The organism is Ruegeria intermedia (assembly GCF_900129345.1).
Taxonomy (GTDB): Bacteria; Pseudomonadota; Alphaproteobacteria; order Rhodobacterales; family Rhodobacteraceae; genus Ruegeria; species Ruegeria intermedia.
Window position 1 is genome coordinate 1 of sequence record NZ_FQVK01000003.1, and the last position, 14,409, is coordinate 14,409.

Genomic DNA, 14,409 nt, shown 5'->3' on the forward strand with positions numbered 1-14,409 from the left:
CAACCCGTCGCGACCAATCCCGGTCGCGGCATAACCGAGCGGGAAATCCACCTACAAAACGGCTCGAAACTGTTCAAACGAACCGAACCACCTCTCCCACCTCTGCCTTTGCCGTCACCGGCGGGCCGGACGGGGCCGCCTGCGCTCTCTGCGACACCTGCCGCACCCAGGTCGAGGGCGGTCTGGACCCCAACCACATGCGCTGCCTCGCCACCGCCATGTGGTCCGAGGACCCCGCCACGCAGGTTCTGGCCGCGCGCCTTCTGAAACGCCTCTCGGATCACGACTGGGCCCGCGACCTGTCCGAGCAACTCTGGCTGGACGAGGAAACCCAGGCCTGGGCCGACAACGTCCCAACCAAAAGTCAGCACCGCGACAGCAACGGTGCGCCGCTGGCTCAGGGCGATACCGTGGTTCTGATCAAGGACCTGCCCGTCAAGGGTGCCGGCTTTACCGCCAAGCGCGGCACGGCAGTGCGTGGCATCTCGCTTGTGCCCGACAACCCCGAGCGTATCGAAGGACGTGTCGAAGGCCAGCGCATCGTCATCCTGACCAAGTTCGTCAAACGCAAGTAATCTGACACAGAGGCGTCGCCGCAGGCCCCACGTCGCGCCTTCAATCATCAATTGACCCCTGCCGCGATTTGCGCCGCAGGGGGGGTGTTTCAGAAGGTCCGGGCCATCCCGGATGTGTCACCGCAGCACCGCGGCCTTTGGGTCGTGTCTGCGGTGCGTTTCAGCCCTGAAGGGACCTGACCTCGACATCGCCCTCGGCCTGCGCCTTGATGGCCAACGCGGCGGCGTGGCTGGCTGCGGCCGTGGTGTAGTAGGGGATCTTGTCATAGAGCGCGATCGAGCGGATCGCCTTGCTGTCCTCGATGGCCTGCGCGCCCTCGGTGGTGTTCATCACCAGCTGCACCTGACCGTCCTTCAGCATGTCCACCACGTCGGGGCGGCCTTCATAGACCTTGTTGACCACGTCACAGGGCACGCCCTGGCTGTCCAGCCAGGTCTGCGTGCCGCGCGTGGCCACCAGCGTAAAGCCTTGTTCCACCAGTACCTTCGCCGCCTCGAGCATTGCGGGGCCCTTGTCGGCGTCCTTGATCGAGATGAAGGCCCGCCCGGTGGACGGCAGCACCATGCCGGCACCCAGCTGCGCCTTGAGGAAGGCACGGGGGAAGTCGCGGTCCCAGCCCATGACCTCGCCGGTCGAGCGCATCTCGGGGCCAAGGATGGTATCGACGCCGGGGAAACGGGCAAAGGGCAGCACCGCCTCTTTGACAGAGAACCACGGCATGTTCGGGTCGGCCAGGGTCATCTGGTCGGCGATCTTGGTGTCCTGGCCTGCCTTGTAGGGCGGGCGCTGCGGGAAGTTAGACAGCGGCTCGCCCGCCATCACCCGCGCCGCGATCGAGGCGATGGCGCTGTCGGTCGCCTTGGCCACGAAGGGCACGGTGCGGCTGGCGCGCGGGTTGACCTCGATCAGGTAGATCTCGCCATCCTTGATCGCGAACTGCACGTTCATCAGGCCGACCACGTTCAGCGCCTTGGCCAGCTTATATGTCTGCGCCTTGATTTCGTCGATGACCTCGGTCGACAGCGAATAGGGCGGCAGCGAACAGGCCGAGTCGCCCGAGTGCACGCCGGCCTCTTCGATATGCTGCATGATGCCGGCCACATGCACATCCTTGCCGTCGCACAGCGCGTCCACGTCCAGTTCGACCGCCCCGGCCAGATAGCTGTCCAGCAGCACCGGGCTGTCGCCCGAGACCACCACGGCCTCGTTGATGTAGCGCTTCAGCTGATCCATGTCGCGCACGATCTCCATCGCGCGGCCGCCCAGAACGTAGGACGGGCGGATCACCAGCGGAAAGCCGATTTCCTCGGCGATTTCCAGCGCCTGCGCGTCGGTCGAGGCGATGCCGTTCTTGGGCTGCTTCAGCCCCAGCTCGTTGACCAGCGCCTGGAACCGCTCGCGGTCTTCGGCCAGGTCGATAGCGTCCGGCGACGTGCCCAGGATCGGGATGCCGGCCTGTTCCAGCGCGTTGGCCAGCTTCAGCGGGGTCTGGCCGCCGAACTGCACGATCACACCGTGCAGCGTGCCGTTCTCCTGCTCGACCCGCAGGATCTCCATCACGTGTTCAAAGGTCAGCGGCTCGAAATACAGGCGGTCCGAGGTGTCATAGTCGGTCGAAACCGTTTCCGGGTTGCAGTTGACCATGATGGTCTCATACCCGGCATCCGTCAGCGCGAAACAGGCATGACAGCAGCAATAGTCGAACTCGATCCCCTGGCCGATCCGGTTGGGGCCGCCGCCCAGAATGACCACCTTCTTGCGGTCGCTGGGACGGGCCTCGCATTCGACCTCGCCCATCGTGGGCGCCTCGTAGGTCGAATACATGTAGGGTGTCTGCGCTTCGAACTCGGCGGCGCAGGTGTCGATGCGCTTGAACACGGCCTTGACGCCCAGGTTGTGACGGGCGCGGCGCACATTGTCCTCGTCGCGGCCGGTCAGCTTGCCCAGACGGGCATCGGTAAAGCCCAGCATCTTGAGCCGGCGCAGACCGTCCTCGGTCATTGGCAGGCCGTCCTTGCGGACGGTGCGTTCCGCTTCGATGATCTCGCGGATGCGGGCCAGGAACCACGGATCGAACTTGGTGACCGCCTGGATCTCGTCATCCGACAGCCCGTGCCGCATCGCCTGCGCGATGGTGCGCAGCCGGTCGGGCGTCTGCTGGCTGATGGCCTTGATGACATGCGCCTTGTCGTCGCCGCTCTCGACCGGGTCCCACAAGCCGATGCTCAGACCCGGGATTTCAACCTCGTCGAAACCGGTCAGCCCCGATTCCATCGAGGCCAGCGCCTTTTGCATCGATTCGTGGATCGTGCGGCCGATGGACATGACCTCGCCTACCGATTTCATCGCGGTGGTCAAGTAAGGCTCGGATCCGGGGAATTTCTCGAAGGCGAATTTCGGGATCTTGGTGACCACATAGTCGATGGTCGGCTCGAAGCTGGCCGGGGTGACCTTGGTGATGTCGTTGTCCAGCTCGTCCAGCGTATAGCCCACGGCTAGCTTGGCCGCGATCTTGGCGATCGGGAAGCCGGTCGCCTTGGACGCCAGCGCCGACGAGCGCGACACCCGCGGGTTCATCTCGATCACCACCATGCGGCCGTCGGCGGGGTTCACCGCCCATTGCACGTTCGAACCGCCGGTCTCCACGCCGATCTCGCGCAGCACGGCGATCGAGCCGTTGCGCATGATCTGGTATTCCTTGTCGGTCAGCGTCAGCGCCGGGGCCACGGTGATCGAGTCGCCGGTATGCACGCCCATCGGGTCGACGTTTTCGATGGAACAGACGATGATGGCGTTGTCGGCGGTGTCGCGCACCACCTCCATCTCGTATTCCTTCCAGCCCAGCAGGCTTTCGTCCACGAGGATCTGGTTCACCGGCGAGGCATCCATGCCCGAGCGGCAATAATGGATGTAATCCTCGCGGTTGTAGGCCACGCCGCCGCCGGTGCCGCCCAGGGTAAAGGCGGGGCGGATGATCGCGGGCAGACCGATGTTTTCCAGCTCGTCCAGCGCCAGCTGAACGCCGGCATCCAGATCGGCGGTGCCGTCCTCGCGCTTGGGGGCGGTGACGATGGTGGCCTTGGGGTTTTCAAGGCCCAGGCGGTCCATCGCCTCGCGGAACAGCTTGCGGTCCTCGGCCATCTCGATGGCCTCGCGCTTGGCCCCGATCATCTCGACGCCGAATTTTTTCAGCACGCCCATCTCTTCCAGTGCCAAGGAAGTGTTCAGGCCTGTCTGACCGCCCATCGTAGGCAGCAGGGCGTCGGGGCGTTCCTTTTCGATGATCTTGGCGACGACCTCGGGCGTGATCGGTTCGATATAGGTGGCGTCGGCCAGTTCCGGGTCGGTCATGATCGTTGCCGGGTTCGAATTCACCAGGATGACCCGATAGCCTTCCTCGCGCAGGGCCTTGCAGGCCTGGGCGCCGGAATAGTCGAATTCGCAGGCCTGCCCGATGACAATGGGCCCCGCCCCGATGATCATGATCGACTGGATGTCGGTTCTCTTCGGCATGGCCTGGTCCCTTCGATTTTGCACGAGTCGCTGGCGCCGCCCAAGCGCCCAAATTGTCGTGCGTTATAGGGACCCGGGCAAAAGGTGCAAGGGGGATCGGAAACGGAAGCGAAATTGCCGCTTTCCCCCCTTTCCCTCGGCGCCGTATTCTCTATATGCCGCTGCACGGCAGATGAGGAAACAAGTGCGCATTCGTTTCGATCAGGGACCCGCCGGTCCGGGCACCGGTTTCGATCGGCCCGCCCAGGTGATCCGCGCCGACCGGGCGGAGCAGGTGCCCCAGGCGTTGGCGGCGCTGGATGACGCGCGGGCACAGGGCGGCTGGCTGGCCGGATATGCCAGTTACGAGTTGGGCTATGCGCTTGAGCCCAAGCTGGCCGCAAGGCTGCCCGCGACCCGTCGATTGCCGCTTTTGTGCTTTGGCGTGTTCGATGGCCCGAGCGTGCAGGATCTGCCGTCCGGTGCGGCCGGGCTGACTGCGTTCCAGCCGCGTTGGAGCGAGGCGCGCTATGCCGAAGCTTTCCGCGCCGTGCATGATGCGATCGGGGCCGGGGACATCTATCAGGCCAACCTGACCTTTCCCATCGACCTGGAAACCGAGGGCGACGGCGCCGCGCTCTATGCCGCGCTGACCGCCGGGCAGCCGGTCGGTCATGGCGCGCTGGTCCAGCAGGACGGGCTGCCCGATCTGCTCAGCCGCTCGCCCGAGCTGTTCTTTCGCACCGATACCGACGGAATGATCGAGACCCGGCCGATGAAGGGCACCCAGCCGCGCAGCGCCGACCTGGCCGAGGATGCGCGTCGGCGCGACTTCCTGTCCTCGGACGAAAAGAACCGGGCCGAGAACCTGATGATCGTGGACCTTCTGCGCAATGACATCAGCCGCGTGGCGCTGCCGGGAACCGTTCAGGTGCCCGAGCTGTTCAAGGTCGAGACCTACGCCACCGTGCATCAGATGGTGTCGCTGGTGCAGGCGCGGCTGCAGGTGGGGGCGGGGTTGTCCGACATCCTGACGGCGCTGTTTCCCTGCGGTTCGATTACCGGGGCGCCCAAGATCCGCGCGATGGAGATTCTGTCGGATCTGGAGCCCTGGCCGCGCGACATCTATTGCGGCACCATCGGCTGGGCCGCCCCGGACGGGCGGTCGGAGTTCAACGTCGCGATCCGGACCTTGATGGTCGAGGGCAATCGGGCCACGTTGAACGTCGGCGGAGGCGTCGTCTGGGACAGCACCGCCGCGTCGGAATACGAGGAAGCGCTATGGAAAGCCCGGTTCGCCCGCCAACTGAGCCTGATTTCCGCCTGATCGAAACCTTTGCGTTTCGGCCCGGGCAGGGCTTTGTACGTGTGACCCGTCACCTGCGGCGTATGGCGCGGACTGCGGACTGGCTGGGTGTTCGGTTCGACGTGCGGCGCGTCGGCGAAGTGTTGGACGGTGTGTCCGGCGCTGACCCGCTGCGGTGTCGGCTGACGCTGGACTTGACCGGTGTACCCAAGATCACCACGGGGTCTTTGGCAGACAACCCGCCGGGCTGGACGGTGGGCCTGGCGACGCCGCGGCTGACGTCCTCGGACATCTGGCTGCGCCACAAGACCACCCGCCGCGCGATCTATGATCAAGCGCGGGCGGAATTACCCGACGGCGTGGACGAGCTGTTGTTCCTGAACGAACGGGATGAACTGTGCGAGGGCACCATCACCAACCTGTTCGTGGAAACGGAAGACAGGCGCCTGTTGACACCTCCGGTTGCCGCGGGCCTGCTGCCGGGCATCCTGCGTGAGGAGTTGCTCGAAACCGGACGCGCGACCGAGGCGGTCCTGACCCTGCATGACCTGGCCGCCGCGCACCGGGTCTGGATGGGCAATTCCCTGCGCGGTTTGATCCCGGCCCGGGTGATATTGCCATGAGCGACCGCAGTTCTGCGCGTGGATTGCAGGTGTCGAACCTGCGCCTGAAGGCTGAATTCGTGGCGTTCTTTGTCGCGGTCCCCTTGCTGATCGCGGTTCTGTTTCCACCCGACTGGATGTTTCCGGCTCTGTTCTTCTTCACCGCCATCGGAATCGCCCTGCTGCATCGCACTCCGGGCTTTTCCTGGGCCGAGCTGCGCTATGGCTGGCGCAACTGGCGCTGGGCCGAGGTGATCGGGTTCTCCTTCGCAATGGCGGCGATCTGTTCGGCCCTGGTGATGGCCACGCGCCCCGATGCGGCTTTTTACCTGTTGCTGAACCGGCCCGAATTTCTGGCCGTGATCTGGCTGGGCTATCCGTTGCTGTCGGCGCTGCCGCAAGAGCTGCTGTTTCGCACGCTGTTCTATCGCCGCTATCACGCGATCCTGCCCGACGGCGCGGCCTTGCCGTTGCTGAACGCCGGGCTGTTTGCCTTTGCGCACCTGATGTATTGGAGCTGGATCGTCACCGTGATGACATTCGCGGGCGGGCTGCTGTTTTCATGGGCCTACCGCAAGCGCGGGTCGTTCTTCTATGCGGTGCTGCTGCACGCGATCGCGGGCAACATCATCTTTGCCGCCGGGCTTGGCGTGTTCTTCTATTCCGGCAACGTGCAGCGCCCGTTCTAGGGGCGCTACTCGGCGGCGTCGCGCATGTCCTGATCGGGTTGATACAGATAGTCCCGCGTCAACGGCGCCGCGTCGCGGCGATGGCCCAACTGCAGTTGGAAAACGGTCTGGTCGCGCTCCTCGAACACCAGGATGCAGGCGGTCAGATAGAACCGCCACATGCGGATGAACCGGTCGTCATACATCGCGCGCACCTGATCCAGATTGGTCTCGAACCGGTCGCGCCAGGCGCGCAGGGTCAGGGCATAATGCAGCCGCAGGCTTTCGACATCCAGGAACCACAGACCGGTGCGTGCCACGGGTCTGACGATTTCCTCGAGCGACGGGACATAGCCGCCCGGGAAGATGTACTTGTTCAGCCAGGGCGACTGGCCGGTGGGCGGCCCGTTGCGGCCGATGGAATGGATCAACGCCACGCCGTCGGGCTTCAACAGGGCGGCGACTCGGTCGAAATAGGTGCGCAGCTGTGGCGCGCCCACATGCTCCAGCATCCCGACCGAGACGATCCGGTCGAACTGATCCTGCATCTGCCGATAGTCCATCAGCCGGACGTCGATGCGGTCGGTCAACCCGGCCTGCTGCACCCGCGCGGTCGCGGTACGGTGCTGATTCCGCGACAGGGTCAGCCCGGTCACATGCACGCCGTGGTCACGCGCCAGCGTCAGGGCCAGACCGCCCCAGCCGCAGCCGATGTCCAACACGCGCATGCCGGGTTCGAGGCACAGCTTGCGCGCAATATGCGCCTTTTTGGCGGCTTGCGCCTGTTCCAAAGTCATCCAGGGCTGCTGAAAATAGGCGCAGCTGTACTGCATGTCAGGGTCCAGCATCAGCCGGTAGAAGTCGTCGGACAGGTCATAGTGATGCGCCACGTTGCGCCGCGCTGAGCGGACCGAGTTGCGCTGCAGGATCGGTCGCAGCAGATACCCGGCCCAGTCCTGGATCTGCTGCAGCAGGGGCAACGACCCGCTGGCCGCGCATCGGATCGCGATCCGCATGGCGCCTTCCAAACCGCCTTCGTCGACGGTCAGGGTACCGTCCATGTAGCCCTCGCCAAATGCCATCTCGGGGCTGTGCACCAGGCGCGCCATCAATGCAGGGTCATGCAGAGTGATATGCGCCTCTGGCTTCGTGGCGTCGCCATAGGTGCGCGCAGTCCCGTCCGGGAAGGTGACCCGCAGAGTTCCGCGGGTGATGAAACCCCGCAATACGCGATCCAAAACAGTTTGCCACATCGGCCGAAAACCTCCTTGCTCAAGGGGCCTGGCTCCCGCGTGCCGGGAAAGCTATTTGAGTTCACCTGTCCGAAACATAGCGATTTTTTTCGAATTTGTCTGCATTCCGGCCCGCATCGCGCCCCGACACTTGACTTCCCGACCCGATCGCGGTGTATCGGCGCGACGAATTCAGCGCCCGAAGGGATATCATCCATGCACGCTTATCGCAGCCACACCTGCGCCGATCTGACCGCCGCCAATGTCGGTGAAACCGTCCGCCTGTCGGGTTGGGTTCATCGGGTGCGAGATCACGGCGGCGTGCTGTTCATCGACCTGCGAGACCACTATGGCGTGACGCAGGTTCTGTGCGACGGCGACAGTGAAGCATTCAACGCTTTGGAGAAAGTGCGCTCGGAATGGTGCATCCGCATCGACGGCACGGTCAAGGCGCGCGACCCCGAATTGGTGAACCCCAAGCTGCCCACCGGCGAGATCGAGGTCTATGTCCGCGAACTGGAAGTGCTGGGCGCGGCCGAGGAACTGCCGCTGATGGTGTTCGGCGATCAGGAATATCCCGAGGAAACCCGCCTGCGCTATCGGTACCTGGACCTGCGCCGCGAGGCGATGCAGCGCAACATGGCACTGCGCTCGGACGTGATCGCCAGCATGCGCCGCCGCATGTGGGATCAGGGATTCCGCGAATACCAGACGCCGATCATCACCGCCTCCAGCCCCGAGGGCGCGCGCGACTTTCTGGTGCCCTCGCGCCTGCATCCGGGCAAGTTCTACGCGTTGCCGCAGGCGCCGCAGCAGTTCAAGCAGCTGATCATGGTGTCGGGCTTCGACAAGTATTTCCAGATCGCGCCCTGCTTCCGCGACGAAGACCCGCGCGCCGATCGCTCGCCCACCGATTTCTACCAGCTCGACCTCGAGATGTCCTTCGTCACCCAGCAGGACGTGTTCGACACGATCCAGCCCGTGCTGACCGGCATCTTCGAAGAGTTCGGCGGCGGCCGGAAGGTCGACAAGGTCTGGCCGCAGATCTCCTACAAGGACGCGGCGCTGTGGTATGGAACCGACAAGCCCGATCTGCGCAACCCGATCAAGATGCAGGTGGTGTCAGACCATTTCCGGGGGTCCGGTTTCGCGATCTTCGCCAAGCTGCTGGAACAGGAAGGCACCGAGATCCGCGCGATCCCCGCACCGGGGGGCGGCAGCCGCAAGTTCTGCGACCGGATGAACGCTTTTGCCCAGAAGGAAGGCCTGCCGGGTATGGGCTACATCTTCTGGCGCGAGGGCGAGAACGGGATGGAAGCAGCCGGCCCTCTGGCCAAGAACATCGGTCCCGAACGCACCGAGGCCATCCGTCTGCAACTGGGGCTGGGCAAAGGCGACGCGGCCTTCTTCCTGGGCGGCAAGCCCAAGGCCTTCGAAAAGGTGGCCGGCAAGGCCCGTGACGTCATCGGCGAGGAACTGGGCCTGACCGAAAAGGACCGGTTCGCCTTTGCCTGGATCGTGGATTTCCCGATCTACGAAAAGGACGAAGAAACCGGCGAAATCGATTTCGAGCACAACCCGTTCTCGATGCCGCAGGGTGGCATGGAGGCGTTGCAGGGCGACCCGCTCGAGGTCAAAGGCTATCAGTACGATTTGGCCTGCAACGGCTACGAGCTTGTGTCGGGCGCGATCCGGAACCACAAGCCCGAAATCATGCTCAAGGCCTTCGAACTGGCCGGCTATGGCGAGGACGAGGTCAAAAGCCGCTTTGGCGCGCTGTTCAACGCGTTCCACTATGGCGCCCCGCCGCATGGGGGCTGCGCCGCCGGCATCGACCGGATCGTCATGCTGCTTGCGGACGAGGCCAACATCCGCGAGGTGATGATGTTCCCGATGAACCAACGCGCGGAAGACCTGATGATGCAGGCGCCGTCGGACCCGACCTCGGATCAGTTGATGGAACTGGGCCTGCGCGTCATTCCGCAGGATTGATCCAGCCCGCTCGGACCTCTCCGTACCCGCTGCCAAACCAGGTTCAGCGGGTGCGCACGTATCCGCTGGCCTGTCAGGTTTTGCCGTGGGCGGCCGATCTGGGACGGTTGTTCCGGCCGGGATCCTTTCGGCTGGGCTAAGATCCCAAGGCCGCAAGCTTCAATCCAGCCATCCGGGCTGATTCTGTCGATTGACCCGAATGGCCCGCGCCTGTCGCCGGGATTGTCGGTACCACCAGGCGCACAGCAACGCGGTGGTGATGAAAAACGCCGTGGTCATTCAGATGGCCTCCCGTCGTTCAAGACGGTTTTGCACCAGCCCGGCGACACGGGCGGCCACGACCGTTACGGGGGCGCCTCTGACGCGTGATGTGGCCAGCTGTTGCGCCGCTTCGGCCAGAACCGAGTCACCGGCGTCGCGCGCGACGCCGCGCAGAAATTGCGCCGCGTAGTCCAACGTTCGGTCATCGGCGGGCCCGGTCAGAATGTCGGCGATGTGCGCCATGTCGTCCTGATAGGCCATCGGGTCCGCTGAGATTTCTTCGTCGCGGACTGCATGCAGGTTGCCGGGTCGCCGGTCCTCTGGCAGCAGTTGAAGGATTGTCTTTTGAAAATGCGCCAGCGATTTCAGCGGTTTGGCCATGAATCCATCGGCCCCGGCCCGCAGCGCCAGATCCTGCGCGCCGTCGTCACCGGACATGCCCAGAATGGCGCTGATGCGGGGGCTGGCGACGTCGAGTTCCGCGATCAGATCGGCCCCCGAGCCGTCGGGCAGGCCCATGTCCACGATGATCACGCTGGGGCGGTAGATCTGAAGATGCCGCCGGGCGGATCTGAGGCAGTCCGCGCGCCGGATACGGGCGCCGCTGTGCAGGCACATCAAGCGCAGGGCGTCGCAGGCATATCGGCTGTCCTCGACAACCAGGATCGTCTGCCCAAGCAACGGCCGTGCGGCGCTTGGTGCAGGGGTGGATGCGGCGAAGGGCACCGAATCGTCCATGGCAGAACTCCTTTCAGCAGATGCCTCACGCTAGGAAGATCTGGATAACACAGGGTTAACGCGCGCTTTGACGCACTTGCCCTTTTCAGGGGCTGCGCCCATAACCATCGACGACCCGAACGAAGGAGTTTGTCATGATCGGCCGCCTCAACCACGTCGCAATCGCGGTTCCCGACCTCGAGGCCGCTTCGGCGCAGTATCGAAACGCGCTGGGTGCCAAGGTCGGCGACCCGCAGGACGAACCCGATCACGGGGTGACCGTGGTGTTCATCGAATTGCCGAACACAAAGATCGAGTTGCTGTACCCGCTGGGTGACGACAGCCCCATCAAGGGGTTCCTGGAAAAGAACCCCTCGGGTGGCATCCATCACGTCTGCTACGAGGTCGAGGACATCATCGCCGCGCGCGATCACCTGAAGGCGACCGGTGCCCGCGTGCTGGGCAACGGAGAGCCCAAGATCGGCGCGCATGGCAAGCCCGTTCTGTTCCTGCACCCAAAGGATTTCAACGGCTGCCTCGTCGAATTGGAGCAGGTCTGAACTCGGCAGGGAGGTTCTTGTATGACCATTACGGCCGCGCTGGTTCTGTTCGCCGTCATCTGGTTTATGACCCTGTTGGTCGTGCTGCCCGTGCGCATCAAGACGCAGGGGGATCTGGGCGACATCGTGCCGGGCACCCATGCGGGTGCGCCGGAAGTTCACCACATGAAGAAGAAACTGTGGATCACCACCGGAATTTCGATCGTCTTGTGGGCGATCATTGCCGGAATCATCGTGTCGGGCGTCATCTCGATCAGGGATTTCGACTGGCTGAACCAGCTTGACCCCGTCGAGTGACTCCGGCGGGGTGCTTGCGTTTGCTTAGGGGAGTATCTGCTGTTGCCGAGGCGGGTACTGATCGTCGGATACGTGGTCCTGCTGGTGGCGCCGCTGGCCCTGGCGGGGATGCAGGGGCTTCCCCTCCGGTCCCTGTGGGATGAGCTTGCCACCGGCGCCGGTCTGGTTGCTTTGGCCATCCTGCTGGTCGAGTTCCTGTTGTCGGGCCGCTTTCGTCTGATCTCGCGTCGGATCGGCATGGATGTGACGATGCGTTGGCATCGGGTCCTGGCGCGCGTGGCCCTGGTGTTGGCCCTGATCCATCCCTTTCTGTATCAAGGCGCGCGCAACCCGCCCTATCCCTGGGACACCACCCGCCAGCTGACCCTGAACTGGGAGCCCGAGGCGATCCTGCCCGGCGCTGTCGCCTGGATGTTGCTGCCGGTCTTGGTGGGGTTGGCCCTGTCGCGGTCGGATCTGGGAAAAAAATACCAGAACTGGCGGTTGGGGCACGGATTGATGGCCCTGACCATTGCGGGTTTCGCCATCTGGCACGCGCTTCTGGCGGGCCGGTACAGCGCTGACCCGGTTCTGACCGGCTTCTGGCTGGCATCGGGGGCGGTTGCCGGTGCGTGCATGCTGCGGGTCTATCTTCTGGCGCCGCTGGCCCGGTTGCGCCGACCATGGCGCGTGACACGCGTCGGGCCGATTGCGGAACGCACCTGGGAACTGGTGCTGGCGCCGGACGGCCATGACGGGCTGAAATTCCAGGCCGGACAATTTGCCTGGCTGCAGGTCGGGCAGGGCCCGTTTTCAGTGAACGACAACCCGTTTTCCATCGCCTCGGCGCCTTCGGAGGGCCCCGAGATACGGTTTGTCATCAAGGAACTGGGCGACTTCACCCGCAGCTTGGGGCGGATTCCGATCGGTGCACCGGCCTATTTGGATGGTCCGTTCGGGCATCTGACCCCGGTCGAGCGTGACGCACCGGGCATGGCGCTGATCGCCGGGGGCGTCGGGATCGCCCCCATGCTGAGCATTCTGGACGAGTTGCGCGCGCAGGGCGATCCGCGCCCGGTGACGCTGATCTATGGCAACAGGTCGGCGGCACAGATCGTCGATTCTGACAGGCTTGCCGCGATGGAACGACGCGGGCATCTGCGCCTGGTTCACGTGGTTTCGGAACCGGCCGAGGACTGGACCGGTGAGGTTGGGGTGATCGACCGGCCTCTGTTGCGCCGTTTGTTCGACGATGAGGCGCGCCGAAGCTGGTTGTTCGTCCTGTGCGGCCCGCCCGGAATGCTGACTTCGGTACAGCAGGACCTGACTGCGCTGGGCGTACCCCGGCCCCGGATTCTGTGTGAATCCTTCGTCTATGATTGACGGGCTGCCTCGGGCCGGCCGTTCAGCGCGTGGAAGATATGGGTGAATGTGGCCGCTCCGAGGATCGGAATCACGAGGTTGACCAGCGGAAAGGTCAGCGGGATGGCCATCAACGTGCCGGCGATCCAGATGGTCGAGGCATGCCGTGCGCGCAACCGGCGCGCCCCGTCCCGGCCGACCCGGCGCATGGCGGCCAGCGTGAAATACTCGCGCCCCAGAAGAAAACCGTTCATGCCCCAGAAGATGAACGGCATGAGCGGCGGGAACAGGGCATAAAGCACCAGGGCCAGCAGGTTCGCGACGATCAGAACGCCCAGGAACCCCAGCGAATCCAGAACCGCGTCTGCGATCGGAATGCGGGGGACGGGCGGAAGGGCCGGATAGTGCTTGTCCTCGACGGCCTGGGCGACCTCGTCCAGGAACATCGAGGTGATCGCCGAAGCCACCGGAATCATCAGAAAGACCGGAAGGATCAGCACCAGCACGATGCCGGAGTAGTTGAGGACATCGTTCAGCCAGGGAACGGCCCCGACAAATGGCAGCGAAATATCAGAGCCCGACACGACGTTGATCAGCCAGATGGCCCCGGCGCAGGCCACGACCAGCAACAGGATCGTCAGGCCGATGCCGCGCATCAGGACCTTGCGGAACCGGGGGTCTCCGATCTGGCCGAGGGCGGCGAAAAAGGCGTTGAGAACGATCACTCGGACACCCATTCGGTGATCGCGTCCACATCCGGACGGGGGCGTTCGGGCGGAGCGGTGCTTTCGGTGGCGATGTGGATCAGCCCGGCAACCCGCTCGTTCGGCGCCAGGCCCAGACCGCGTTCGCAGAATTCCCGGTCATGTGATTGCCAGCCCGACAGCCAGTTTGCGCCCCAACCGGCGGCCAGCGCCGCGTTCAGCAGGCCCAGACAGACCGCCCCGGCCGAATAGGTCTGTTCGATCGCCGGGATCTTTTCCGACGGATTCTGAACCTCGATCACGGCAACGGCAAGTTGCCCCATGTCGAACTGGCTGCGGGCTTTTGCGATCTCTTCGGGGCTTTTGCCCAGGGCGTTTCCACGCTCTTCGGTCAGCGCGGACAGGCGGGGCATGGCGCCTTTCTCCAGAACGATGAACCGCCACGGCTCCAACTTGCCGTGGTCGGGGCAGCGGGCCGCCGCGGTCAGCAGCGGCATCAGTTGGTCGCGGCTCGGCGCGGGCGCAACCAGCGTCTTGGCCGGGCGAGAGCGGCGGGATTGCAGAAAGTCCAACGCGGCCGGGTTCTTCAGAGACATATGTTAACCTTTTTCACATGGGCCATTGGTATTTCGGGCAGACAAGGCGGCATTTCAAGGGCAAA

Annotated in this window: 13 protein-coding genes; 8 read left to right on the plus strand and 5 right to left on the minus strand. The window is 64.3% G+C overall.

The genetic code is table 11. The annotated features are described in order from the left end of the window. Positions 1-575: alkylphosphonate utilization protein (locus tag F3H26_RS02885; protein ID WP_223162413.1), on the plus strand; the 575-nt coding region annotated here is incomplete at its 5' end. A 160-nt stretch (positions 576-735) separates the two neighbouring features. On the opposite strand, the gene carB is transcribed toward F3H26_RS02885, so the two are convergent. Beyond that, positions 736-4,089: a carbamoyl-phosphate synthase large subunit gene (carB, locus tag F3H26_RS02890; protein WP_149774577.1), complete on the minus strand. Its 3,354-nt coding sequence runs from the start codon at positions 4,087-4,089 to the stop codon at positions 736-738. 184 nt (positions 4,090-4,273) lie between these two features. Between carB and F3H26_RS02895 the strand changes: the two genes are divergently transcribed. The 3 genes from F3H26_RS02895 to F3H26_RS02905 are packed head-to-tail and all read left to right on the plus strand — an operon-like array spanning position 4,274 to position 6,665. After that, positions 4,274-5,395 (plus strand): aminodeoxychorismate synthase component I, encoded by a 1,122-nt coding sequence (locus tag F3H26_RS02895; protein ID WP_262504543.1) that lies wholly within the window; start codon positions 4,274-4,276, stop codon positions 5,393-5,395. Next, positions 5,350-5,997 carry an aminotransferase class IV family protein gene (locus F3H26_RS02900; protein WP_149774579.1) on the plus strand — a complete coding sequence of 216 codons (648 nt, stop codon included), beginning with the start codon at positions 5,350-5,352 and terminating at the stop codon, positions 5,995-5,997. Before F3H26_RS02895 ends, F3H26_RS02900 begins: the two co-directional genes overlap by 46 nt. Then, complete coding sequence (locus F3H26_RS02905; RefSeq protein ID WP_149774580.1) at positions 5,994-6,665, plus strand: CPBP family intramembrane glutamic endopeptidase; 672 nt, start codon at positions 5,994-5,996, stop codon at positions 6,663-6,665. Before F3H26_RS02900 ends, F3H26_RS02905 begins: the two co-directional genes overlap by 4 nt. A 5-nt stretch (positions 6,666-6,670) precedes the next feature. Here F3H26_RS02905 and F3H26_RS02910 read toward each other — a convergent pair whose 3' ends face one another. Next, complete coding sequence (locus tag F3H26_RS02910; RefSeq protein WP_149774581.1) at positions 6,671-7,897, minus strand: SAM-dependent methyltransferase; 1,227 nt, start codon at positions 7,895-7,897, stop codon at positions 6,671-6,673. 195 nt (positions 7,898-8,092) lie between these two features. Here F3H26_RS02910 and aspS point away from each other — a divergent pair, with 195 nt between their 5' ends. Beyond that, positions 8,093-9,868 (plus strand): aspartate--tRNA ligase, encoded by a 1,776-nt coding sequence (gene aspS / locus F3H26_RS02915; RefSeq protein ID WP_149774582.1) that lies wholly within the window; start codon positions 8,093-8,095, stop codon positions 9,866-9,868. A 279-nt stretch (positions 9,869-10,147) separates the two neighbouring features. Here the strand turns inward: aspS and F3H26_RS02920 are convergent, their stop codons facing one another. Next, positions 10,148-10,867 carry a response regulator gene (locus tag F3H26_RS02920; protein WP_149774583.1) on the minus strand — a complete coding sequence of 240 codons (720 nt, stop codon included), beginning with the start codon at positions 10,865-10,867 and terminating at the stop codon, positions 10,148-10,150. 134 nt (positions 10,868-11,001) lie between these two features. Between F3H26_RS02920 and mce the strand changes: the two genes are divergently transcribed. The 3 genes from mce to F3H26_RS02935 are packed head-to-tail and all read left to right on the plus strand — an operon-like array spanning position 11,002 to position 13,065. After that, positions 11,002-11,406, plus strand: coding sequence for a methylmalonyl-CoA epimerase (gene mce / locus F3H26_RS02925; protein ID WP_149774584.1), 405 nt, complete (start codon positions 11,002-11,004; stop codon positions 11,404-11,406). Between the two features lie 21 nt (positions 11,407-11,427). Further along, positions 11,428-11,703, plus strand: a complete 276-nt coding sequence (locus F3H26_RS02930) for a DUF1467 family protein (RefSeq protein WP_149774585.1) — start codon at positions 11,428-11,430, stop codon at positions 11,701-11,703. A gap of 42 nt (positions 11,704-11,745) precedes the next feature. After that, positions 11,746-13,065, plus strand: a complete 1,320-nt coding sequence (locus F3H26_RS02935) for a ferredoxin reductase family protein (protein ID WP_149774586.1) — start codon at positions 11,746-11,748, stop codon at positions 13,063-13,065. Here the strand turns inward: F3H26_RS02935 and F3H26_RS02940 are convergent. Both F3H26_RS02940 and F3H26_RS02945 read right to left on the minus strand, forming a co-directional pair. Beyond that, positions 13,056-13,766 carry an EI24 domain-containing protein gene (locus F3H26_RS02940; RefSeq protein ID WP_149774771.1) on the minus strand — a complete coding sequence of 237 codons (711 nt, stop codon included), beginning with the start codon at positions 13,764-13,766 and terminating at the stop codon, positions 13,056-13,058. The two genes, F3H26_RS02935 and F3H26_RS02940, sit on opposite strands and share 10 nt — an antisense overlap. Continuing rightward, complete coding sequence (locus tag F3H26_RS02945; RefSeq protein WP_149774587.1) at positions 13,766-14,344, minus strand: nitroreductase family protein; 579 nt, start codon at positions 14,342-14,344, stop codon at positions 13,766-13,768. The genes F3H26_RS02940 and F3H26_RS02945 overlap by 1 nt, the downstream gene beginning before the upstream one ends. Between the last annotated feature and the right edge of the window lie 65 nt (positions 14,345-14,409).